This is a genomic window from uncultured Slackia sp. (genome assembly GCF_934630525.1).
Taxonomy (GTDB): Bacteria; Actinomycetota; Coriobacteriia; order Coriobacteriales; family Eggerthellaceae; genus Slackia.
In genome coordinates, this window is the sequence record NZ_CAKTVX010000016.1 from 1 (window position 1) to 22,796 (window position 22,796).

21 protein-coding genes are annotated in these 22,796 nt (G+C 58.2%); all 21 read right to left on the minus strand.

All coding sequences use genetic code 11. The features are described 5' to 3' along the window. Positions 1-266: 266 nt before the first annotated feature. The 21 genes from Q0D41_RS09660 to Q0D41_RS09760 all read right to left on the minus strand — a co-directional run bounded on the left by Q0D41_RS09660 (position 267) and on the right by Q0D41_RS09760 (position 22,711). Positions 267-2,228 (minus strand): molecular chaperone TorD family protein, encoded by a 1,962-nt coding sequence (locus tag Q0D41_RS09660; protein ID WP_294378635.1) that lies wholly within the window; start codon positions 2,226-2,228, stop codon positions 267-269. Between the two features lie 148 nt (positions 2,229-2,376). After that, entirely contained in the window at positions 2,377-2,853 is a 477-nt protein-coding gene (locus Q0D41_RS09665) for a DUF4405 domain-containing protein (RefSeq protein WP_294378637.1), read from the minus strand. Between the two features lie 3 nt (positions 2,854-2,856). Continuing rightward, positions 2,857-3,219 (minus strand): hypothetical protein, encoded by a 363-nt coding sequence (locus Q0D41_RS09670; protein ID WP_294378639.1) that lies wholly within the window; start codon positions 3,217-3,219, stop codon positions 2,857-2,859. An 81-nt stretch (positions 3,220-3,300) separates the two neighbouring features. Beyond that, positions 3,301-4,542 carry an NrfD/PsrC family molybdoenzyme membrane anchor subunit gene (gene nrfD / locus Q0D41_RS09675; RefSeq protein ID WP_294378642.1) on the minus strand — a complete coding sequence of 414 codons (1,242 nt, stop codon included), beginning with the start codon at positions 4,540-4,542 and terminating at the stop codon, positions 3,301-3,303. A 14-nt stretch (positions 4,543-4,556) separates the two neighbouring features. Next, on the minus strand, positions 4,557-5,180 hold the full coding sequence (locus Q0D41_RS09680; RefSeq protein ID WP_294378645.1) for a 4Fe-4S dicluster domain-containing protein: 624 nt from the start codon (positions 5,178-5,180) through the stop codon (positions 4,557-4,559). Continuing rightward, positions 5,180-7,666 carry a molybdopterin-dependent oxidoreductase gene (locus tag Q0D41_RS09685; RefSeq protein WP_294378648.1) on the minus strand — a complete coding sequence of 829 codons (2,487 nt, stop codon included), beginning with the start codon at positions 7,664-7,666 and terminating at the stop codon, positions 5,180-5,182. The genes Q0D41_RS09680 and Q0D41_RS09685 overlap by 1 nt, the downstream gene beginning before the upstream one ends. 252 nt (positions 7,667-7,918) lie before the next feature. Then, complete coding sequence (locus tag Q0D41_RS09690) at positions 7,919-8,887, minus strand: slipin family protein (protein WP_294378651.1); 969 nt, start codon at positions 8,885-8,887, stop codon at positions 7,919-7,921. A gap of 11 nt (positions 8,888-8,898) precedes the next feature. Next, the gene (locus Q0D41_RS09695) at positions 8,899-9,318 is read right to left on the minus strand and encodes a GntR family transcriptional regulator (protein ID WP_294378654.1); all 420 of its coding nucleotides are present in this window, start codon (positions 9,316-9,318) and stop codon (positions 8,899-8,901) included. Continuing rightward, a complete protein-coding gene (gene nrfD / locus Q0D41_RS09700; protein ID WP_294378656.1) occupies positions 9,315-10,289 on the minus strand; it encodes an NrfD/PsrC family molybdoenzyme membrane anchor subunit in 975 nt (324 codons plus the stop codon). Before nrfD (Q0D41_RS09700) ends, Q0D41_RS09695 begins: the two co-directional genes overlap by 4 nt. A gap of 354 nt (positions 10,290-10,643) precedes the next feature. Next, positions 10,644-11,270 (minus strand): M48 family metallopeptidase, encoded by a 627-nt coding sequence (locus tag Q0D41_RS09705; protein WP_294378658.1) that lies wholly within the window; start codon positions 11,268-11,270, stop codon positions 10,644-10,646. A 320-nt stretch (positions 11,271-11,590) separates the two neighbouring features. Continuing rightward, positions 11,591-12,796 carry an iron-containing alcohol dehydrogenase gene (locus Q0D41_RS09710; RefSeq protein WP_294378661.1) on the minus strand — a complete coding sequence of 402 codons (1,206 nt, stop codon included), beginning with the start codon at positions 12,794-12,796 and terminating at the stop codon, positions 11,591-11,593. 109 nt (positions 12,797-12,905) lie between these two features. Next, a complete protein-coding gene (rsmI, locus tag Q0D41_RS09715) occupies positions 12,906-13,766 on the minus strand; it encodes a 16S rRNA (cytidine(1402)-2'-O)-methyltransferase (protein WP_294378664.1) in 861 nt (286 codons plus the stop codon). Between the two features lie 169 nt (positions 13,767-13,935). Further along, positions 13,936-15,486, minus strand: coding sequence for a DUF1385 domain-containing protein (locus Q0D41_RS09720; protein ID WP_294378667.1), 1,551 nt, complete (start codon positions 15,484-15,486; stop codon positions 13,936-13,938). Between the two features lie 169 nt (positions 15,487-15,655). Next, positions 15,656-16,336 (minus strand): FAD-dependent thymidylate synthase, encoded by a 681-nt coding sequence (gene thyX, locus Q0D41_RS09725; RefSeq protein ID WP_294378670.1) that lies wholly within the window; start codon positions 16,334-16,336, stop codon positions 15,656-15,658. A 101-nt stretch (positions 16,337-16,437) separates the two neighbouring features. Further along, a complete protein-coding gene (locus tag Q0D41_RS09730; protein ID WP_294378673.1) occupies positions 16,438-16,872 on the minus strand; it encodes a metal-dependent transcriptional regulator in 435 nt (144 codons plus the stop codon). 384 nt (positions 16,873-17,256) lie between these two features. Then, on the minus strand, positions 17,257-17,466 hold the full coding sequence (locus tag Q0D41_RS09735; protein ID WP_294378675.1) for a hypothetical protein: 210 nt from the start codon (positions 17,464-17,466) through the stop codon (positions 17,257-17,259). 571 nt (positions 17,467-18,037) lie between these two features. Continuing rightward, positions 18,038-20,596, minus strand: a complete 2,559-nt coding sequence (locus Q0D41_RS09740; RefSeq protein ID WP_294378678.1) for a FeoB small GTPase domain-containing protein — start codon at positions 20,594-20,596, stop codon at positions 18,038-18,040. Positions 20,597-20,763: 167 nt separating this feature from the next. Then, positions 20,764-21,000, minus strand: a complete 237-nt coding sequence (locus Q0D41_RS09745) for a FeoA family protein (RefSeq protein ID WP_294378681.1) — start codon at positions 20,998-21,000, stop codon at positions 20,764-20,766. Between the two features lie 116 nt (positions 21,001-21,116). Further along, complete coding sequence (locus tag Q0D41_RS09750) at positions 21,117-21,407, minus strand: FeoA family protein (protein WP_294378686.1); 291 nt, start codon at positions 21,405-21,407, stop codon at positions 21,117-21,119. A 588-nt stretch (positions 21,408-21,995) separates the two neighbouring features. Continuing rightward, positions 21,996-22,304 carry a DUF192 domain-containing protein gene (locus tag Q0D41_RS09755; protein WP_294378689.1) on the minus strand — a complete coding sequence of 103 codons (309 nt, stop codon included), beginning with the start codon at positions 22,302-22,304 and terminating at the stop codon, positions 21,996-21,998. Then, positions 22,301-22,711 carry a TadE/TadG family type IV pilus assembly protein gene (locus tag Q0D41_RS09760; protein ID WP_294378692.1) on the minus strand — a complete coding sequence of 137 codons (411 nt, stop codon included), beginning with the start codon at positions 22,709-22,711 and terminating at the stop codon, positions 22,301-22,303. Before Q0D41_RS09760 ends, Q0D41_RS09755 begins: the two co-directional genes overlap by 4 nt. Positions 22,712-22,796 lie beyond the last annotated feature (85 nt).

A 22,796-nucleotide genomic window follows, 5' to 3' on the forward strand; every position in this document is an offset into this window, starting at 1 on the left:
AAACGCCGAAGGGCTTCGCCGGGCTATGAGAAAACACGTTCGGCCCATGCGAAAGCGCCTCATGCACGAAAACGCGCGAAGTGCGTACCCTTGAAGGTAATTACCGCTGCATCATTTACGTAATGCCCGGTCGCGCATTCGCAAAACGTCGATGCTGCCGCGCTTTCGAATTTAGGCTACGCACTTCGCGCGTTTTTGTGCAAGGTTCCTTCCCTATCGCCGAATCGCGACGCACGAAGAAGGCTTCAAGCCCGCTTCAATACGTTTTAAGAAATCGCCGCAAGATACATTGCAGCTGCGCGATAGAAGGGATGCGTGGTCGTAGAAGCGAGACCGTCGGCAAATTCCTTAAACCATACGCCAGCGTGCTCGTCGACGAATTGCCCATAGGCGGCCTCGGCCGATCCGCCTGGCAATTCCCACGCGCCATCGGCCACTTCGGCATCACTCGCGACGGAAAACGCCAAGTGCTCAAGGAGCTCGCATTCGGTTGCCACATGGTCGAGCGGCTCATTGGTTCCTTGCGGGCGAGAAAGGCCGCACGATTTGCAGAACCGCTCAACTTCCATCGCATACCGATTCACAAAGAGCAGCGGTTGGGTGCCTGTGCACAACGAACGACGCACGCCTTCGTAGGGACTGCACGCCGCATGGGGGGCTCCAATGAAAAGGCGCGTCGCTTCCGTCTTCAAGTGCTCCAATCCCCCCTCTTGCTCGAGGGATTCGCGCGCCAATGACGTCTCGGCGTCGAAGGACGACGGCAAATCGACGCCCAAGCTTGCCGCGATCTCTCGCGCCGCATCGGCCCATTCGCCGCTCGCAACAGCGTCAACCAAAGTCGCGGTGGGGTATTTCAAGCTCAACGCCGCAAGTTCCCAAGCCGATGCTTTAACGGCCCATTGCGCCTTGTCGTGCGTCAAATCGTTCATAACACGCTCCAATTTCACTTCTCGCAGCACGATTCCATCGTCGCGCTGTTCCACCACGTTATACGAAAGCGCCACGCACACGGGCAACGAGCGCACTCGCTCGAAGCAGCTCGGATGCATGAGCAGGCATTCGCCCTCACGCTCGCAAAGCCCTTCCTCGCCCGCCAACGCGAGCGCACGACGGGCGATTTCGATATCGCCATCGAATACCTTGAGAGTTTTGAAGAAGAAATCGCCTTCGTCTTGGACATACAGCGCCTCGTTCGGACGAAAAACGCGATTCTGCGTTATCACCTGATCGCGATTCTTGTTTTCGAGCGAGCAATAGTGCGCCCCAAGGCCCAGCCTTTTGCGCATGGCGAATTGCACAAGCTCAAGAGCCAGGGCTTCGCTTTCGTCGATAGGCAAACCACCCGCATAGTTCCAGTTGTACACAACGGGATACGGAGGGTTTTTCGCCTTGAAGCCCCTGCGGGAGAACTCACCCCAATCGTTGAATGGGTATCCGAATTCGAGCAGATTAATACCCCACGCGCCCGCCGCATCAAGCTCGCACAACAGCAGCTCCATAGCCTCTTTCGTACCAGGAATAACCGGCATCTCGACCATAGCTTGCGGAATGAAGCGCCTCACGAGCGATATTTTTCGCACCGCGTCGTCTATCGTCGCACGCGATTCTTCAGGAGCGTCGGCGGCATCGAGCTTCACGCTCAGACGCAGCTCCGAAAGGCCCGCATCGCGCAAACGTTCGAGCATGTCTTCCGTAAGGAAATCACCCGCCGTATAAAGGCGAATATGGGCTTGAGGGGCACGATGATGCACATACGAGACGAATTCAACCGCCTGCTGCGCATGAAGAAGCGGCTCGCCACCGGTAAGCCCGATATGCGTCGCGTTTTCAGCGCCGCCAATCGAATCGAAATACGCGTCGACCTCAGCCTGCCAATGCTCATTCATGCGGCGAAGGTGCTCGCTTCCTGCCTGGTTCGAGTTAAAGCAGAAATAGCACGAACGATTGCACGCAAGCGAGAGAAAGAACGTTTTCGAGCCGCAGTCGCCCGTACAAGCAACGCACGCACTCGAAAGCGCGCCCGAGCATATGCTCGCTCCGGCATTGCGCACGCGCGCCCCGCCCGACGCCAATTCGGCGCGAAGGCGGGCAACCTGCGCATCGCACGCATGCGGCTTCGAGAATTCGATTCCCAGATCGCGCAGGTGCTGGATATAGTCATTTTCGATTTCGTCGTATTCAGCGAGCCATGCAGCAAGCGTCGGACGGGTTGCAAGCGCGTCATCCATAAGAACCTCTCGAACCTAGGGAAAGCGCCAAGATACCGGCGCATACGACAAAATGGGCAAGGCGCACCGACGTTTTCCTAGAAAGCAAAGACCGCCCACCGCTTAGGCAATTGTACGCGCATGGCCGCGAACGCGACACGAGGCGTCCTTATCGAGACTCGTTTCGTTTGGCATCACGCGCGGCGGCGCCCCTGGATTGCCGCGCCTTCAGGAGACCCGCGAGTTTCCCCGCATGGCTCACCGCGTGCACCAACACAAGCGCGAGCAGCACCTTCGCGGAGGCCGCGTGCAACGGGTCCCACACGAAATACCCCGGCGCGAACAGCCCGAACGCCGGCAGCACCGTGGCGCTGACGAGCGCACCCGACACCGCGCACACGGCGAGGGCCAAAAACAACGCCGCGTCGAGCGCCGCGCGGGCCAGGGCGAGAAGCGAGCCGCGGGCGGTCGCCCGGCAAAGGCCCGCGAGCGCGTCGAGGCTCGCGGCCAGGTGCGCGAGCAGCGCGGCGAGCGCGGCGATGCCCAGCCATTCGTGCGCGGCGATGCCCGTGAGCTGGGGCAAAACCGCCACCGCGAAAAGCGCCGCGGCCGTGGCGTCGAGGGCGAGCTTCCGTTTCTTCGGCATTCCCTACCCCATCCTCTTCAGCAGCAGCACGAGCCCGCCGAAAAACACCACCGGGCCCAAAACCCACAGGTTCAGGCTCGCGTCCGACGCGCTCCGGTATCCGCCGCCGACGAGCGTCTCCCACGCGTGGCACTCAACCGAAGAACAGGTCGACTCGGGGCAAGCCATCTCGTGCACGCCGTCGGGGGCGGGAATGTTCGCGTAGTCGTGGCACTCCCCGCTCGCGCACCCGGTCGCGGGGCACGGCGAGGCGGCGGAAATCGCCCGCGGCGCGCCGACGCTTGCCGAGGAAACGCCCGCCGCGGCGAAAACGCACGCCGACGCCAACGCGAACGCGAAGACAACGCACAGCAGCTTTTTCACCATGGCGGGCCTTTCATAGAAAAAGGGGCCGGACGCGGCGGGTTTGGGGAGGAGCCGCGTCCGGCTTGAAAGAAAAGAGGAGCGCTAGTCGATGTTCTCGGCAGGCTTCAAGGGCAGGTACTTCAAGCCCAGCAGCAGGAACAGGACGCACATGGCGAGCACGCCGAGCGTGACGCCGAATTCGATCGGCTGCGGAACATAGACCATGCCCTGGTAGGCGCCGGCCATGCCGTTCTGCCACGAGGTGACCGTCATGGAGGTCATGGGGCCGTCGTAAGGCAGGTTCGGAATCTGGAAGCCGCCCACAAGAATCTGCAGGCGCTTGCAGAACACGCCGAGGATCGCGAGGACGGACGCCGCGACGACGCCGGGGGTCGTGCGCAGCCTCGGCACGACGAGGATGGCGACCGAGACGGCCATGAGCGCGATCTGCGTCCAGAAGACGGGCGCGAGCGCGCCGGAGGTGAGCATCGCCACGACTTCGGCGCCCTCGCCGCCGAAGTACCCGCTCGTGAGCAGGTCGCAGGCGTAGAAGTACAGGTCGACGAGCACGAACACGGCCAGCATCTTGGCGAGGTTGGTCACGTGCTTCTGGTCGAGGGCGAGGTAGCCCGCGCGGCGCAGCGCCAGGCACACGATGAGCACGAGCGCGGTGCCGCAGTCGAGCGCGGACGCCACGAACCACGGGCCCATGAGCGCGGTGTGCCAGAACTCGTGCGCCGGGGCGAGGCTGAAGATCCACGCGGTGACGTTGTGCACGAGGATGGCCACGATGAGCGCGACCACGCTGATGGCGCGGATCGCGGTGTGCGACATGCGGCCGGCCTCGGCGCGCAGGTACGCCCACAAATAGATCACCGACAGGATGAGGTAGGTGCCGAGCACCAGGATGTCCCACATCAGGGGGCTGGAGAAGTTCGAGTACACGAACAGCTCCCACAGGCGGGCCGGGCCGCCGAGGTCGACCACGACGAAGCCTATGGCCGCGCAGGTGCAGCACACGCTCGTCCAGATGGCGACCTTCGAGATGCCGCCGAAGCCCTTCATGCCGAAGGCGTTGGGCACCGACGAGATGATCAGGCCGCCGGCCGACAGGCCGACGAAGAACATGAAGTTCGTGATGTAGAGGCCCCAGGAGTCGAGGTTGCGCATGCCGGTCTGCACCATGCCGCCGGAAAGCTGCATGGCCCAGCACGCGATGCCGGCGACGGTGAGCGCGGCCGCCACGACGATGGCGACGTTCAGGCCCTTGCCGCCCCAGGTCTCACGCTTCTGCTTGGGAGAAGCGTCTTTCACGGCGGTTGCCGCTTTTTCATTTTCAGTCATGAGCGCATCCTCCCTTAAACCAGATAATAGGTAGAAGGCTTCGTGCCCTTTTCAGGCAGAAGCTGCATATACTCACGCTCGCGAAGGAGCTTCGACACGTCAGAATCGGGATCGTCCAAATCGCCCCAGAAACGCGCGCGTGCAGGACATAGGTCCATGCAGGCAGGCACTTCGCCACGAGCTTGACGCTGATAGCAGAACGTGCATTTCTCTACCGTATGCTTCTGGTGCGCAGGAGCGTCGACGTCGCCAACGGCGAAATCCATCGGGTACGCAGGCTCTTGCCAATTGAAGGAGCGAACACCCGTATAAGGGCAGGCCGCGATGCACATGCGGCAGCCGATGCACTTGTCGTAATCTTGGCGAACGATGCCCGTTTCGGGGTCTTTATACGTTGCGCCAACGGGGCACACCTTCGTGCATGCGGGATTTTCGCAATGCTGGCAGCCCACGGTGATGTAGCGCATCTGCACGTTGGGAAACGTGCCCTTCGGGGTGTCGGGAGCATCGCCGCCATCGGTCAAAGCGCGCGTCCAGAAAATGCCTTCGGGCACGTTATTGGCGATTTTGCACGCCGTGGTGCACGCATTGCAGCCCACGCAACGCTTGGTGTCAATCACCATTCCGTAGTGAGCCATTAGCGCTCACCCCCTTCGTATTTCTCAACTTCGCACAGGAAGTCATAGAACGAGCTGTTCGAGCAGAAATCGTTCATCACGATATTCGTGAGGTCTTGCGTATGGCCCTCGACGAACTGATCAGCCTGGAAGCCATGAGGAATGGAAACGACGCCAGGTTTGATGCCTTCGGTCACCACGGCCTTGAGCACTGCATAGCCGCGATCGTTGAACACGCGAACGTAATCGCCCTGCGAGATGCCGCGTTCGGCAGCGTCGCTTGCGTTGACTTTCAGCGTGGGCTCGGGCTCGATCTCGCGCAGCAGCGGCGTATAGGCGCACTGCGAATGCACGTGATACTTGTTATGCTGGCTGCATCCCATGAGCGGATATTTCTCGCGCAGCGGGTTTTCCCAATACGACTCGTTGGCGTGCTCGTAATACGGCAGGCGCTCGTAGTCGTGCACCTCTTGGCCGAAGTTATTGCGCGGCGCAGGCTTTTCGATGTAGTACTCCAAGCGCTGCGATGCGGTGCCCTTGAAGGTGTCGACCAGGCTCGCGGGCGTATGCGTGTAGTTGCGACCCACTTTTCCATCCTGGAATGCGTCGTAACCGCCGCCGAACTTCAAATTGGCTTCAGAGTCCATGGCCGCGCGCATAAGCTCCTCGGTCGAAGCCCCGTCGCCGTAAATCTTGGACATACCCATCTTTTCGGCAATGAGCTGCAGAATCTCAAGGTCGGTCTTGCATTCGTACAGCGGGTCGATCGCCTTGTGGTAATACGTCGGATACGGCGTCGGGCACACTGGGTCGAAATCTTCCGTTTCATACGCATGGGGAATGGGCAGCACGATATCGGCCCATTGGGCAGAATCAGTCATATTCACATCGGCGCACACCACGAAATCGACCTTTTTAACAGCCTCGATGAGCTCTTGGCGGCCCGATTCGCACGAAAGCATATTGCCATTGGCCATCCACAGAACGCGAATGTCGACGTCTTTCTGGCCCCACTTCTTTTCTTCCATCAATTTGGGAAGATACATGCCCGTGCTGTTGATGCCCGGGCCCATGCCCATGAAATACGCCTTCGCGTTAAACGGATACATGCCCGAACCGCGCGTCATCATGGCGCCAGGCTTGCCCGCATTTCCGGTAAGAGCCGCAATATAGGCAAGGTTCTTGTAATTGTGATGGGAGTTCACATGGTGGCCAAGGCCCTGGAACGTAAGCACGGCAACGGGGCCCTCGGTCGCATAGATGCGAGCCAGGTTTTCGATCGTTTCAACGGGAATATCGCAAATTTCAGAGGCCTTTTCGACCGTATATTCCTTCGTGGAATCCTTCGTTTTCTGGAAAACCGTGGTAAGCGTCTGGCCCTGGTAATCAAACGTTCCCTCGAGCGCAGGATCGGTCGCGCTTGCCGCAGCAGCCGGCGCACCGGTGGCGTTATCCCACACGACATTCGGATTGATAACGGTCGGCTTGCCCGTCGTGGGGCTCACGGGGCCTTCCGTGGGCTCGACGCCCATGTCGCTCAAGCGGAAATACGTGCCATCTTCCTTGATAAGGAAGGGGGAAACCGTCTTCGCCTTCATGAAGTCGGTGTCCATGAGCTCGTTGTCGATAATGTAGTTCGCCATGCCCAGCATAAGCGCGCCGTCGGTTGCGGGGCGAATGGGGACATAGATATCGGAATGCGCGGCGCTTGCCGTAAACTGCGGGTCGATGGTGATGAGCTTCGCGCCGTTCTCGCGCGCGTCACATACATAATGCCAATCGTGGATATACGCCTCAGCGGGGTTTCCGCCCCACGCCATAATGGTTTTTGCATTGGCGATGTCGGCGGTGTCGTTACCGGAAATGCCAAGCAGTGTCGACTGCTCGTAAATCTGAGCGTAGTCGGCACCGGCGCCAAGCACCGTCGCGCCCAAAGCGGTAATCATGCGGCCATAGCCAACCGACATATAACCAGCCATCTGGCCATTCAGAACGCCATAGCTGCCATAGGAAGACCAGAACGCGATAGACGTTCCGCCAGCCTCCTGCACGGCGGCACCCATTTTCCCGACGATGGTGTCAATTGCCTCGTCCCAGCTAATGCGCTCCCATTGGCCTTCGCCACGCTCGCCCGTTCGTTTCATGGGATACTTCAAGCGATCGGGATCGTAGACGCGCTGGGGCTGCGTGTAGCCCTTTACGCAAAAACGACGACGCGGCGCATCGTCGCCCGGCAATTCCGCCGCAGCAACGCGCACGACCTTGCCATCTCGCACAACGACATTCGTGGGGCACTTGCTTCCACAATTGCCTCGGCACGACGTGCGAACAATCGTCTCGCCTTCGGTTGCGGCCGCGTCGGTCGCCTCAGCCTTGGTCATAGGAGCCAAGCCCCCCATGGCAACCGCGCCCGCGCCGAGCGCCGCAGCGCCAGTGGTTTTCAAAAATCCCCTACGTGTAATGCCAGTCGATTCCAACGCCTTCGTTGGATCTTTCACTTCTGACATGCCTCCTCCATTCCTTGCGTAAGAAATGACGGGCATTCGGAATTTGGCCGCAAGAATCCAGGCGTGCCTACCCCTGCACGCTTGTGGCATATATGTTTTCCGAGTCCCCCTCTATCAGAAATCGGCCGATTTCCTCTTTGTCATAGTCTGCCATACGGCATAGGAAAAGGCAATCGGAAAACTATGACAACGTATGACAATCATTATTCTATTTTGAGATAATTTGCGCTTGAACTGGTTTTTTCTATCGCCTTACGCCCGCTTTGAGGGTTTTTCTTCCACGAAACCCTCGGCGAACGAGCTCGGCAACACCAATGTGCCGCCCGATTCCTCAACGCTTTCGTAAGCGAGATGCATTTGACGCAGCTTCATAGCCTCGGCGCTTTCTTCATACGCAACGCCCGCGTCTTTCAACATGTCGGAAATATCGGCCTCGGCCTCGGCGAGCACCATACGGGCGTTCTTCTTGCGCTCGGCTACGGCTTCCGCCGCCATGGCATGTTGCAGCTCTTTGGGAATCACGATATCGCGCACTTCGACATCGATGATCGTAATACCCCAATCGTTGAGCTTTTCTTCGAGCGCATCTTTGAGCTCTTCATCGAGTTGATCGCGACGGCTGGCAAGCTCGGCGACCGTTGTGCGGCCAATCGCCTTGCGCATAGCGGTTTGGGCCATCCAGCTCACCGCCTGCGCGTAATCTTCAACCTCGGTACAGGCGGCCTTCGCGCTCCACACCATCCAGAAAATCACCGCGTCAACATTCACGGGAACAAGATCGCCCGTCAACGTCTCTTCGGCCCCGAAATACGTCGACGCCACGCGCTGGTCGACGCGCAGCGTGTAAAACTCAACGATGGGAATGGTGAAAACAATGCCCGGACCAGCCACGCGATTGAATTTGCCGAAACGCAGGACAACCGCCTTTTCCCATTCGAGCACAACGTGGATCGACGAGGCGGCAAGCCAGCCGCCGAGCGCCGCCACAGCGAGCGCGGGAAGCGAGACTTCCCCCGAAAGCGCCCACCACAAAGCCGTGACAAGGCAAAACGCCACCGCGAAAACGACAACGCCAAACACGATTGCGCCGTTGCGCGATGCGCGGCGCCGAACGACCCCGGAAGACCCCGCCGGCTCAGCAATATGGCTGGCATCGGACGACGGCGCCCCTATCATCGACGAGAATTCGTGCTTTTTGCTCCCCGTGTTCACGTTTGACATCGGATATCTCCTTATTCCCCTTGCTCAAGCTTCTTGCGCTCGCGCGCAATCCCCGCAGCAAATTGAGCCTCTATGTCCTCGAGCGTCATGCCGAGTTCCCTGCACCGACGCACATATTCCGTTGTCACGATTTCGGCCGTCGCAGAAATGCTCACGCCTGGCTTGTCGCTCACGTCGCACACGAACGCGCCTTGACGGCGCTTCGATTCGATATACCCATCGGCTTCCAGGCTCTTATAGACCTTCGAGATGGTGTTGTAGTTCACCTCAATGTCGGCAGCAAGGCCGCGCACCGTAGGAAGCTTGTCGTCGGGCTTGTAGTACCCAGATGTAATGAGATAGATGAAACGGTTTTTCAGCTGCAACCACAACGGAATGCTGCTGTTTTCATCAAGTTCGAAAAGAGAGGCATCGCAGGCATCGCTTTTCATAGCAGCCACTCCTCTCCAGCGCCGTTCGTTTGAACGGGCCGCTCAATGGGGGCCCGAAGTTCCATTTTGGCATGGCTCCCCACATTCACCACGCCCACACGCAGGCACGCGCCACCAACGAGCACCAACACGGAAGCAATCGCGAGGCATGCGAACGCCTGGCCCGACCGATTCGGCAATGAAAGCCGTTTATGGGCAATCGCTTCCAAAACGAGGGGCGCAGCAATTCCGCAGAAGACGAAACCCAGCCACCAGAGCAAGAGCGCAAGCGCGTCGCCCGTCGCCAAGCCAGCAAATGACGCGCTGGCGGGAGGAAAGAGCCCGTAGAGCACTGTCGCGACGAATTCGCCCAGCACAAGAGCAGCATCCGCAATAATCATAATTCGCGGAACAGCAAACCCATTCACGGCATGGCCGTCGAAGAACGCGCAGATGAGCGCCACCGCAATGCCGCACGATGCCGACGAGAGCAAAAACAAAACAGGCACGAGCGGCGTGTTCCATGCGCTTATGCTGCCAAGGCTTTCCAGCAGCAGCCCCGTATAGAGCATAACGCCCAGCGATAAAACGCATGCAAGGCCCTCGATCACGGCCACCAAAATGCCCGGAATAATAGGCAAGTACACGAAACGGACCATCGTAAGAAACGCCGCACATACAATGAGCGAGCCGAGCGCGACGGTGCCAAACGTAAGATAGGTGAACGAGGGGTTCTGAATAAGAAAGACCGCACGGTCCAGGCGGCCCAAATCGAAAAGCAGGCACAAAGCCCCCGCAATCAAACAGAACGCTCCGGCGGCGCAAGTGAAAGCAATCGCACGATGTTGCAACGAAGAAGCACAGAGGGAGCATGGCGCAGCGGCACCGAAAGGCTCATGGGCCCACAGTATATCGAGCAGGCACGCGACGAGCACGGCGCCTGCGCCCGTTCCGCCCAAAAAGAAGTACGCAATCGTCAATGAACTCAGCATACGCACCCCTTTCATTTCGTGGATTCATTCTTGGCAAAGTATGCCATAAAACAATGGCGCCTATGACAACGTGTCATAGGCGTCGAGGGAAAAGAGGGTAAGCAATATTGCCTGCACGCATGGATTCGCACAGCCTCTCGACCTGACGCTCTATCGCCAAATCGCGCCGCGCAACTTTGTTCGGCCCGTGCGAAAACCTCTTGCGCACGAAAACGCGCGAAGTGCGTACCCTTGAAGGCAATTGCCACTGCGTCATTTGCGTAATGCCTGGTCGCTCATTCGCAAAACGTCGATGCTGCCGCGCTTTCGAATTTAGGCTACGCACTTCGCGCGTTTTCGTGCAAGGTGCCTTCCCTATCGCCTGATCGCGCCACGCAGCTTTCGCTCGGCATCGCGCCAATGGGGCAAATACGCGTCAAGCAGCGCGTGGAAACGCGGGCCGTGGTTCGCTTCCCGCAAGTGGCACAGTTCATGCACCACCACGTACTCCAAGCACTCGGGGGGCTGGGCGGCGAGCTGCACGTTTATGCAGATGCGCCCCGTTTTCACATTGCAGCTGCCCCAACGGCTCACCATGTTTCGATATGCTAATTTACCAGGTGAAACGCCAATGATCGGCGCCCATTTCTCTATGAGCGCCGGCACGAACGCAGCCACCACGGCACGCCACTGGGCAAGCTCTTCCTGCGTTGGCGAAGACGATGTTCCGTTGATTTCGCGATCGCGTTCCCTCGATTGCATTTTTGCCGCATGCTCGCGAATCCACGATGCGCGTTCTTCTACAAAGCGCGCGATTCGAGCGTCGGAATACCGCAGCGGCGCGCTCACGCACACGCGAAAGCGAGCGGCAGACGAGCCGCCCGTCGCATCGGCGCCTCCAGCGCACGGCTTGAGGCGCACATACATATGCTTCTGCTGCTTGCGCGTGACTTCGACTTCGAACCCCGCAACGTGCAGCATGGTTTTTCGTACAGAAGACACAGCGAACATTCCTTCGAAACAAGAATCATGCTAAGATGCAAGTACGGTGCCCCGCGAAGCCGGGCGACATCGTTTGAGTTCTAAGCCGGGTTACTTGTTCAGGGCACCCGGCTTATTCCTTTCCAATGAAGATCACTTGTCGCGGGTGACGAGGTCGACGACTCCGATAACAACTGACATTACTGCGCAAATGGCGATAACCGTTTGAGTATCCATCGGGACCACCTCCTTTCAGAGGCGCCGCCCGGCAAGTGAAGCACCGCCCGCCTATTGTACTGCATAGGCGGGCGGTTTCGAACTTCTGTACGATTATGTATCCTCTAGAACGCCGAAAGATAAATCGCCTTCGCGTCTTCCAGCGTAAGCTTCTTAAAGCCGCCGAACACTTCGCCCTTGTTGGCCTTGAGCGTCAGCAGCAGTTTGTCCACATCTTCGGGAGCAATGCCGAACTCGCCGAGCGTGCGCGGCATGCCCAAATCAACGAAGAACGCCTGCAGCTCATCAATCGCGGCCGTCACGGCATCTTCAATTGCCTCATCGGTTTCGTCGATAGGCTCGATGTCGAACACCTGCAGCGCGAACTTCAGGAAGCGAGCCGGGTTTTCGCGCCATACATAGCGCATCCATGCAGGCATGACCACCGCCAAGCCAGCGCCGTGCGTGATGGAAGTGTCGAACGCAGAAAGCTCATGCTCAAGCGCATGGCTTTCCCAGCCGCCAGCGCGGCTCGCCGGCGTCGCCGAGAGACCGCATCCCGCGATGTCGTTATGAGCGAGCGTTCCTGCCCACATAATATTTGCGCGGGCCTCGTAGTTCTCGGGCTCGGCAAGAGCCACGGGAGCCTCGTCGATAAGGGAGCGAATAATGCCCGTGGCGATGTTATCGGTAAGGCTCGACGAACCCGTACCGCTGAAATAGCGTTCGCACACATGCGCGATCATGTCGGTCACGCCAGCGGCCGTTTGATACGGCGGCAGCGTAAACGTGAGCTCGGGGTCGAGGAACGCTACCTTCGGGCGGAACAAGTTCGAATTCGTACCGCGCTTCAGCCCCAGTTCATCGTTGGAAATAACGCACGAGCTCGACCCTTCGGAACCAGCCGCAGGAATAGTAAGAACACAGGCGATAGGCAAACATTCCGCAATCGTCGCCTTTTTGCTGAAGAAGTCCCACACGTCGCCTTCGTAGGGCACGCCAAACGCAATCGCTTTGGCACAGTCAATCGCGCTGCCGCCGCCAACAGGAAAAATAACGTCGACGTTTTCCTTGCGTGCAAGTTCAATGCCCTCGCGCACCAACCCCACTTCGGGATTCGGGCGCACGCCCGCGAGTTCAACGGCCTCGACGCCCGACGCAGCCAGCGATTTCTTCACGCGGTCGAGCGTTCCCGTGCGCACCACGGAGCCCTTGCCGTAAACGAGCAGCGCGCGTTTATAGCCGCGCTTGGCAATATGCTCGCCTACCTGGTCGGTAACGCCTTTGCCGAAAATGAATTCCGTCGGAGAATAGAACACGAAATCGTTCATTGATCGTCCTTTCGAAACAATTACAGACCATAGCATGGGAGCCGCCGCAACAGGGCTTTTTCGTCCTTAGGCGAACGCATGGACTTGCGACAACCCCTCGCCAAGCTTCCTAGAGTTCGTGCACGAGCGCATACGCCTCGTTACGCGAAATGCCGAATTCGCGGCGCAGGGCAGCAACAATATCTTTATGCGACATTTCACCAGAGGCAAGAAGCTCAGACGCGCGTTCGGCGGCAGAAGCAGCCTGAACGGCAGCGTTGCCCTCAACTTCGGCAGCCGTTGGGGGGCAAATAACCAACGCGATTTCGCCCTTCACGCCCTCTTCCGCATCGCGGCGGGCAAATTCTTCCGCGGCAATGGAAGCCATAGCGCGGAAGACTTCTTCATGGCGCTTCGTGAGCTCGCGGCACACCGCAACCTCTCGCGCGGGGAACACCTCCGCGACAACCGCAAGCGCATCGGCTATGCGGCGCGGGCTTTCATAGAACACGAGCGAGGCATCGAGATCCGAAAGGGCTTCGAGCACTGCCTTGCGCTCACCGGCCTTACGCGGGAAAAACCCGCCAAAATAGTAGCGCGGGTCGGAAAAACCGCTGGCGACATAAGCCGTCGCAGCGGCCGATGCGCCTGGCAGCACCTCATAGGGCGCGCCCGCGGCCTGCGCCGACGCAACAAGACGAGACCCCGGATCAGACACGCCCGGCATGCCAGCATCGCTGCAAAATGCGATGCGCTCGCCAGCCAAAACGCGCTGGATAATGCGATCGGCTTGCTTGGAGATGGTCGCTTCATCGAGCCGCTCGAGCCGCTTTTCAATATCGAAATGCGCGAGCAGCTTGCCCGTGACGCGCGTGTCTTCCGCGCATACCACATCGGCCGCGCGCAGCTCATCGAGCGTGCGCAACGTGATATCACCCAAGTTGCCGATGGGCGTGGGGCACAAAACAAGTTTTCCAGTTGAAGTATTCATGGGCGCAATTATACCGCCCAACTCGGCCCGCGCGGGCGGCGCAGCAAAAGCGCAAAAGCGGCCTGGGCAAAACGCACGCCCGGGCCAGGCTTCGCGCGTCCAACCAATGCCTTTTGTCAAAGGCCAGCCGACCACACTGGCCTCGCCGCCTGCGATTTTTCAAAAACGCCTAAGCCTGGGCCGCTTCCTCGCGCTCTTCTCGCTCGAGCACCCGTTGCATAGCAGCAATAGCGCATTCGAGCATTTCATCGTCAGGTTCATTGGTTGTAAGTCGCTGCATTTGCATGCCCGGCCACAGCACCACTTTCACCAGCGGGTTTTCAGGATGGCTGCCCGCCCACTTCACCGTGATTTCGTAGCTAATGCCAGCAATTACGGGCATGAGCAGAATGCGGGCCACAATAACGAGCGCCAACTTTGCGGGGCCATCGGGCACGCCCCATGCGGCGATGAGGCCGTTAAGCGGCGTAATGGTGTACACGAAAATCGCGATGATCATGACCATAATCAGAAACGCCGTGCCACAGCGCACGTGCAAACGCGGGAAGCTGCGCGCATTTTCGGGCGTGAGCGGCAAACCATGCTCGTAGCAATGAATGGTTTTATGCTCGGCACCGTGATAGCTGAACATGCGCTTGATGTCTTGCATGCGGCCAATAAGCCAGATGTAGAACACGAAAACGACGATGCGCACAATGCCGTCAACGACGTTCCAAAGAAGCGTTTTGTCATCGTACTCGCCAACGAGCACGTTCGCGATGAACGCAGGCGCGATGATGAACAAGCCGACGCCCAAAAGCAGGCCAAGCGCCATCGAGATAGCCATTTCGCGCTTGCCAAAACCGCCGTCATCCCCGTCGCAAGCCTCGGCCGCGCTGGGCTCGACCGAATCGAGCTCGACCGTGCCGGGTTCAGCCGCGCCGGACTCAGCCACGTTAGGCTCGGCGGCGTTGGGCTCAACAACGATATCCAAGGAACGCTGCGCGCCCAAGGCGTCAATCGCTTCGTCGGGGTTGCCGAAATCATTTTTCCACGAGAAGCCGGCGGCGGCGTCCGCAGCTTTTTCGCTGGCCAAAACCATAGGAGGTTCTGTCGTGGACTCCCTTGCATAATCCTCGGTTTTATCTTCACCCAAGCTTTCGCAAGCGCGGGAATCGGCCGCGTCGAAGGCGCCATGCTCTTCATGGCTCGCACGCTTTTCTTCATCGGGGCTTTCGCAAAAGCGCGGATGCTTATCAGCGGGCTCGACGCAGGAAGCATTCTTAGTCGAAGCGCTTTTCTTCGGAATGGCGCCGTTCGCGTTCGCCTCTTCAGCTTTCTCCGGGAATTCCCCCTCGTCGCTATACGCATGCATCGCGGCAATTTCGAGCGCCTTATAGCCCAAAATCAAGCTCTCCACAAACGCGCGGCAGCCACGCACGATGGGCCAATACAGCCATTTGTTCTTCGCCTTGCCACTGGCCAAATCATGTTCTTCAATATAGATGTTGCCCGACGGCTCGCGCACGGCAGCCGCCCAATTGAACCGGCCGCGCATCATAACGCCCTCGATAAGCGCCTGGCCGCCCACGTGCGTTTTGTTCGCACCGTCTTCAGCAAACGCACGCTTCACGGCGCTGCGCTCGCGGGAGGCCTGACCGCTTTCGTTTTTCACGGCCGCACCGAGCATTTCCTGGTCGGCTTCATGTTCTTTCGACATGCATTCAGTTTCGTTAGACACGCTTGGAGCTTTCTTCTTGACTCATAGCACAGGCGAACGACGACTCCTCCGGCTCACCCGGATCGTCCAAATCGCCCGCCTCATCGTAGGGCATAATTTTACGACCAGCCGCGAACAAAAATAGGGCAAAGGAACGGTCCTTTGCCCTATTTCGCATCAAAACGCCGCACTATTCGCGTACTGCCTTGGGGTACGGATTTCCGCAGGTCATTTTGCCTTCGGGGCATGCACCGCGCACGCACGGCGCTCCCGCGTCGGCAAAAACGAACGGAGCCGTGGGGCGCGCGAGTTCCAGCATGCGATGCGCCAGCTCGCGAATCTCCCACTGCGCACGGTTGCAGCAACGCAAGCTGAAGAAATGCAACAGCTCGCGCACGTTCATGGTAACCACGATTTTGCTTTCGGCAGCATTCGGCAGCAGATAACGAGCGTCTTCAGCAGGCACGCCAGCATCGAGCAGCTTTTTATAGGCCGACGTGGCCGCTTCAATGGCCTCGTCGAAAACAGCATTCGCTTCCTCGTTGGCACGCACGCTTTCGGGCTTTACCACAGAAACGCCCTCTTTGAATTTGACGTAACGCTGCGACTGCTGATTAAAGCTCGCCAGACGGTGACGAACCAGTTGGTGAGTAAGCGCGCGCGAAACGCCATCGATGGCAAACGTATAGCTCACATGCTCAAGCGTCGAGAAGTGTCCGCTGGCCATGATGGTGGAAAGCACGCTGCGCATACGCTCTTCCGACATCGTCTCCATGAGCTCAGCCGCACCAACGGGTGCATAGCACAAACGGGCGGCCGTCGCGATGGCGCGCTCGGGATCGGGCGTGTGGTACAACAGTTCAACGTGCATAATCGTCCCCCTTCTGGTAAGCGATTCAACTTTAATCTATCGGTAAAAAAATATGCCCCGCGCCAGCGCGCAGGGCATAAAGAAAACAAGGGAACGGTGCTTTATGGCTCGAGGGTTATGCCTTGTTTGGCCAAGTACTCTTCCCACTTCCTGAATGATTCGGCGGAAATACCATGTTCAATTTGACACGCCTCGTAATTGGCGGTTTCCGAATCAATGCCAATCGCCTCGGTCATGAAGCGGAACAACAGATTATGACGGCGCCAAATCGTGGAACCGTACTCGTAGCCCTCTTCGGTAAGTGTGATGTCGCCATAATAGGGCTGCACGGCGTAGCCTTTTTCTTTGAGGTTCGTAACGGCCTTCGAGACCGACGCCTTGGAAACGTTGAGTTTCGAAGCCACATCAACCGCACGAATAGGAGCGTTGGGGCCACCCGCCAAGTCGACGATTGCCTCCAAATAATCCTCGAGCGAATGGCTTAAAGGCTCCCTGTCGCGAGATTCGAGCATGGTGCCCATTTGGGATTCTGACATACATGCCTCCTTGAATAGCGCATGCGCGCATGACCTTCCTGCGGAGTACAATACCACACATAGCGAAGTTTATCCGAAAGGACTCGGGGCGCAATGCGGGTACCTCGGCGAGTAACGCCAAACGCGTAAGCGAGGCATCACGAAGCCCATCTGCGCCAATAGCTCATAACGCCAACGCTTGAGGGCACCGATGCTCGCTGCTACCTGGCATCGATTCCCGCTGTTTCCGCCGCCGCACCCGCCGATGTCGTTGCCTCAACAAGACAACGCGCTGCTTCGGAAAAATGCCGCAATATCGATATCGATTGGCGAGTCCATCACGCAGCCCGCAAAGCGTCATACCGCCAAAGTCGGAAGCACGGCCCTCAATGGAAAGGCGCCTCGCTACTTCGCCGAGGCAACCGCCGCATCGGCATCGGCAATCATTTTATCGATACGCGCCGTAGCCGAGCAGCCTCCACTGCAGTGCCCCGAGCACGAACCGCACATCTCTTTCTCGCCACACATGCCTTTTTTCATCATCAGGCGAACCGATAGACACACACAGACAATCAAAATCGCCAGCACAATGGCTGTCGCCATATTCATAACCATAGCGGCCTCGTTTCAATTGGGCGCGCATGCGCGCCATGCTTTTATTCACCAGGTACTTTACCGCTTTCGGCCGCACAATTACTCTTGATTGAACAAATGTTTCCCAAGGGTCACATATTTGACATTTTCACGACGTCGTGAGGGTCCAGCGTAAATGAAATCGTTAAAAAGTGACAAAAGTTGCGAATTCGGGGGCCTTAAAACCAGAACCGCATCCCCGAAAGGGGCCGATTCGCTGCTTTTTTGGGAGTTTCGACACGAAAAGCCGGCAAATTGACCCTAATTCACGCCTTTTCATCTCATATTTGGACGCGAAATCCCGCGAATGCACCATCAGATTCAGGCCAGCGCCCCCGAATTCGCAACTTTTGTCACTTTTTGCCCCAATCCTTTACGCAGGGGGCGTATCTAACGCAAGATGCGCCCCAACGCAAGATGCGCCCCGCATTTGCGGGGCGCATCTATCCATACTGAGCCACGAGCTTGCCGCCGAACGAAAGGTGCCCCGCGACCGCGGGGCACCTTTCTACCTAGGCCAACAATCAGAACTCGTCGGCGTCAAATTCGCAAGCTATTTCGCCTGTTCGTCCTTATGCTGAGGCATGGGACGGAAAATCTGGAACAGCATAGCCGCAGCAACGGCGATAGCGATGATGGTCCAGAAGTTGAAGCCAATCTCGCCCGTCGCGAGGCCCACGAACTGGTAAATCATCAGGCCAACGCACCATGCGAAGCCGCACAGATAGCCGATGGTAATCCAGAACCATTTCGCAGAGGCCTGCTGCTGACGAATGGTGCCCATGGCCGCAAAGCACGGAGCGCACAGAAGGTTGAATGCGCAGAAAGCCGAGATCGCAGCCGCACCGCCACCGATCATCTGACCGAAGCCAAGCCACAGAGCGGGGTCGGACTCGCCATAGCTGGAAAGCTGGGTGATGATGCCAACGGTAGCGACGACATTCTCCTTAGCAACCAAGCCGGTAATCGTGGTTGCCGCAGCCTGCCAATTGTCAAATCCAAGAGGAGCGAAAATCCAGGCGAGCAAATTGCCAAGGCCGGCCATAAGGCTGTAGTCCATGTAGTCAGGCGCATCGGCGTCAAGCAGGCCGAAGCCGTCGCCCGCATCGCCAAAGTTCATGAGGAACCAAATAACGATAGTGGACAGGAAGATAATCGTACCAGCCTTGATGATGTAGCCCTTCACGCGCTCCCACATGGAAAGCAGCACGCTCTTCACGGTAGGCATGTGATATTCAGGCAGCTCCATAACGAACGGCGTGGCCTCGCCGGCGAAAAGCTTGGTCTTCTTCAGCATGATGCCAGAGATGATGATCGCCACAACGCCCATGAAGTAGAAGAGCGGAGCAACCCACCAGGTATCATCGGAATTGCCCGTTGCCAGCGCGCCGAACACGAGCGCGATAATAGGCATCTTCGCACCGCACGGAATCATGGTGGTGGTCATGATGGTCATGCGGCGATCCATCTCATTTTCGATGGTCTTGGTCGCCATAACCGCAGGCACACCGCAGCCAGACGCGATAAGCATGGGGATGAACGACTTGCCAGAAAGGCCGAACTTGCGGAACACGCGGTCCATGATGAAGGCGACGCGCGACATATAACCGCACAGCTCAAGAATGCCCAGCAGCAAGAACAGAATGATCATCTGCGGGATGAAGCCGATGACCGCGCCAACGCCGGCGACGATGCCGTCGTTAACGAGCGATTGCAACCACGGAGCAACGTCGGCCGATTCCATGGCATCGGAGATGATCGCGCCAAGGCCAGGAATCCACAGGCCATAATCGGCCGGATCGGGCTCGGCGACCTCAACGGCCTCCTTGTAGGCATCGAAGTCGACTTCCTCTTCAGAGGTCACGCCGTCCTCGTCTTCAACCTCGATGGTGGCAACGGCATTTTCAGCCTCGGCCTTTTCCTCGAAGTCTTTCACCGTCGCTTGAGCGTCTTCGTATTCAGCGACAGCGTCTTCGTCGGCATCGTCCTCGGGCTCGGCCACGGCAAGCGCGTCAAGCACTTCCTGGCTTTCATCGCTCGGAACGTCGCGAACCTCGTCCATGCCGTAGATATTGGTGACGTAAGCCTCAACAACGCCCTGGGCATCTTCATATTCGCCCTCGGCCTCTTCGTAGGCAGCCTGGCCGGTATAGAGGTAGCCATCGCCTGAGATGCCGTCGTTAGCCCAGTCGGTCACAGGGCCCGTGCCCACCGTAACCGCAAGCCAATATACGAAGAACATGATGACGATGAAGATGGGCAGGCCCAGCCAACGGTTGGTGACCACGCGGTCGATCTTCTGAGAAGTGGTCAGGCCCGTGCGGGAGCGTTTCACCGTCTTGTCGATAACGTGCGAAATGGCGTTATAGCGCTCGCTCGTTACAATCGATTCAGCGTCGTCATCGAGCTTGTTCTCGATTGCATCACGAACCTCGTCGATGGCCTTGAGCTCGCTCGCCGAAAGCTTCAGGTCGTCGATGGTTTTCTGCTCGCCCTCGAAAAGCTTGATGGCATACCAGCGCGAGGTGGAAGGAGAAACCTTCGAGCCCAAAATACCCTCGATTTTGGCGATAGCCTCCTCAACGACGGCATCGAACTTCATCTGAGATTCGGGCGCCTTTTTTGCCTTCGCAGCCTCAATGGCGGCATTCACCACGTCTTCCATACCACGGCCACGAAGCGCCGAAGTAGGAACGACCGGGCAGCCGAGCTGCTTGGACAGACCATCGACATCGATCTTGTCCTCGTTTTTCTCGACCAAGTCCATCATGTTCAGGGCCAAAACCACAGGCACGCCCAGGTTCAAGATTTGGCTCGTGAGGTACAGATTGCGCTCAAGATTGGTCGCGTCAACCAGATTGATAACAGCGTCGGGGCCGCCATCAAGCAGGTAATCGCGCGCAACGATCTCTTCGGGCGAATAAGGCGAGAGCGAATAGATGCCCGGAAGGTCGGTGATAACAACCTCTTTGTCCTTGGTGTACTTACCCTCTTTTTTCTCGACGGTAACGCCCGGCCAGTTGCCAACATATTGGTTGGCGCCTGTCAGGTCGTTGAACATCGTCGTCTTGCCGCAGTTCGGGTTGCCGGCAAGCGCAATGCGAATTCCCATTGTCTGCCTTTCAGTCGTTTGCGAATCTGTCAGCCTGGGATTTCACTCCATAAGAATCCCCAGGTGACGAGCGATTTGTTAGCTATCGCAAACTCGCGTTCCTAAAAAATGGCGCCTTTGCGCCTAATCCTCGCCAACTGACGCGTGGGCCTATGGCCCCGTCAGCGTTAGTTGACGAGAATGCTCTCAGCCTCACTCTTGCGCAGCGACAGCTCGTAGCCACGAACGGTCACCTCAATCGGGTCGCCGAGCGGTGCCACTTTACGCACATACACTTCCACGCCCTTGGTGATGCCCATGTCCATAATGTGACGCTTCAACGCGCCCTCGCCCGTAAGGCGTCGTACGGTCGCGGTATCGCCAATCTTGACGTCGCGAAGCGTTTTCGCCTGCTCTTCCGCCATATCTGCTCCTTCCTTCTTGGTCGCACAGCTTTGTTGCCTTATATGTATCCGCAAAGGCGACAACTCGCCTAAGGCCAGATCCGGCGCGAAAATCGCGCCGGACGATACCAAAAAAATTAGCGCGCGGCTGTTGTGACGATATGGTTTGCGGCCTGGCGGCTGATCGCCACCTGAGCGCCCTTCACCTGCACAACCAAATCGCCCTGCACGCCCGCGATTACCTTGACCTCCGCCCCTTCAACGAAACCGAGGTTTTCCAAATGATGGGTGAGGTCGTTTTTGCCACGAACCTTGATGACTTTGACCGTTTCACCGGCCGACACAAACGTAAGGGGCAATTGCTGCGCCGATACTCCGCGCGAAGTTTCAGCACCCTCAACGCTCAAGTCCATAACTGCTCCGTCCATGGTAAGCCTCCAGAAAGTAAGCCTTAGGTAATCACGACGACTAACCATATCACGAAAGTTTCCCATAGGAAATAAAAATGAGAGCTTTAGCTATCTTTTTCATAAAAGTTTCTAATGGCTATCAAAAACATGGGCGCGATTGCGTCGCTCGGAGGAACGCGCGGTCCAATCGGGACAGGGCGAGCGGGGCGAGCGGGGCCAGACGGCGGCGTTCATGCCTGAGGCATCGCCTCCAAACTTATAACCAATCGAAACCCTTGAGAGATTACAGGCGGCTCGCCGTTTCCCTCCAATGGCACCACAATATGCGTCTGCCTTTGCGGCGAGCGCGCCTGCTCGACCCGAGCAACACTTCCGCCTGATTGCCGCACGCGCCCCGAGGCCTGCGTAGGCAATTCCGCAAAACGAGGAACCACGCTTCGTCGATCGCCCGAAGGCATTACCGCTTCCTCAATTTCCTGGTCGCACGAAGAAGAAACCACCTGCCCAATCGGAGAGGCATCTTCGCGCGAAAAATCATGCAAGCAGCCGTAACATACCTCCATGTCGTCAAAGCAGCGCGCTCCGCACACGGGACATTCCTTCATGCTAAACCTTCCTTTCTATATCGGCGAACACGTTATCGCCCGCCTCGAACCACGGCTCTGCCGAAGCGAGCCGTTCGATTGCCACTTTCGCCGAAACACAACGCACGCGTTCGCGCGGCCCCACCGCGCGCCGCGACACAAGCACCCTGCCCATATGGTCGGCAAACGCTACGTCTATGGGAGCGTCCATGCCAAAAGTGTGAATGTCGCGGCAAGGCACGAACACCGCAAACGATGAATCGCGAGCAGACGACCCGGGTAAAAGCCCACGCAGGCGCTTGGAAAATGAGGACAGGATTGCCGCTTTCACGCGACCACCCCCGCTCGGTAAGGGCTCACCACAAATGCCACTTCGTGCTCAAGCGGCGGAACCGCGATGCCAAACACCCGCACGCCTTTGAGGAAAGGCGGGGAGAACGCCGTTCTTGCGACATAGCGAATATGGCCCGCAGCCGTTCTTTCGCTGATCACGCTTACGGTTTCATGCTCCATGGAAAGCCCCCTCTCTATTCGCGCGCATGCCTCCGCGCAGCCCTGTGCTTCATGCGGGCCATCGTCGGCTTGAAGTCGAATGGCATCCCTCGCCACAATGTCGAATGCGGCGCAATCGCCAAGGAAAATGAACGCGTTCACCGAGATAAACCCCACCATGAGCAAAACTGGGAATGCAATCGCGAACTCGACCGTCATTTGCCCGCTCGAACCATGCCCGCCCATACACATCGCCCGCAAACACGAGCCCGATTTTCCCCGCCAAGAAGCCAAACGCCTACGCCAACCACGTTCGCCACAGGAACAAGAA

Coding starts and splice junctions, on each gene's coding strand:
- Q0D41_RS09660 (WP_294378635.1), bottom strand. CDS start 2,228: ATGGATGACGCGCTTGCAACCCGTCCGACGCTTGCTGCATGGCTCGCT.
- Q0D41_RS09665 (WP_294378637.1), bottom strand. CDS start 2,853: ATGCCGAAGAAACGGAAGCTCGCCCTCGACGCCACGGCCGCGGCGCTT.
- Q0D41_RS09670 (WP_294378639.1), bottom strand. CDS start 3,219: ATGGTGAAAAAGCTGCTGTGCGTTGTCTTCGCGTTCGCGTTGGCGTCG.
- nrfD (WP_294378642.1), bottom strand. CDS start 4,542: ATGACTGAAAATGAAAAAGCGGCAACCGCCGTGAAAGACGCTTCTCCC.
- Q0D41_RS09680 (WP_294378645.1), bottom strand. CDS start 5,180: ATGGCTCACTACGGAATGGTGATTGACACCAAGCGTTGCGTGGGCTGC.
- Q0D41_RS09685 (WP_294378648.1), bottom strand. CDS start 7,666: ATGTCAGAAGTGAAAGATCCAACGAAGGCGTTGGAATCGACTGGCATT.
- Q0D41_RS09690 (WP_294378651.1), bottom strand. CDS start 8,887: ATGTCAAACGTGAACACGGGGAGCAAAAAGCACGAATTCTCGTCGATG.
- Q0D41_RS09695 (WP_294378654.1), bottom strand. CDS start 9,318: ATGAAAAGCGATGCCTGCGATGCCTCTCTTTTCGAACTTGATGAAAAC.
- nrfD (WP_294378656.1), bottom strand. CDS start 10,289: ATGCTGAGTTCATTGACGATTGCGTACTTCTTTTTGGGCGGAACGGGC.
- Q0D41_RS09710 (WP_294378661.1), bottom strand. CDS start 12,796: ATGAACGATTTCGTGTTCTATTCTCCGACGGAATTCATTTTCGGCAAA.
- rsmI (WP_294378664.1), bottom strand. CDS start 13,766: ATGAATACTTCAACTGGAAAACTTGTTTTGTGCCCCACGCCCATCGGC.
- thyX (WP_294378670.1), bottom strand. CDS start 16,336: ATGCACGTTGAACTGTTGTACCACACGCCCGATCCCGAGCGCGCCATC.
- Q0D41_RS09730 (WP_294378673.1), bottom strand. CDS start 16,872: ATGTCAGAATCCCAAATGGGCACCATGCTCGAATCTCGCGACAGGGAG.
- Q0D41_RS09735 (WP_294378675.1), bottom strand. CDS start 17,466: ATGGTTATGAATATGGCGACAGCCATTGTGCTGGCGATTTTGATTGTC.
- Q0D41_RS09740 (WP_294378678.1), bottom strand. CDS start 20,596: ATGGGAATTCGCATTGCGCTTGCCGGCAACCCGAACTGCGGCAAGACG.
- Q0D41_RS09745 (WP_294378681.1), bottom strand. CDS start 21,000: ATGGCGGAAGAGCAGGCGAAAACGCTTCGCGACGTCAAGATTGGCGAT.
- Q0D41_RS09750 (WP_294378686.1), bottom strand. CDS start 21,407: ATGGACGGAGCAGTTATGGACTTGAGCGTTGAGGGTGCTGAAACTTCG.
- Q0D41_RS09760 (WP_294378692.1), bottom strand. CDS start 22,711: ATGGGCGGGCATGGTTCGAGCGGGCAAATGACGGTCGAGTTCGCGATT.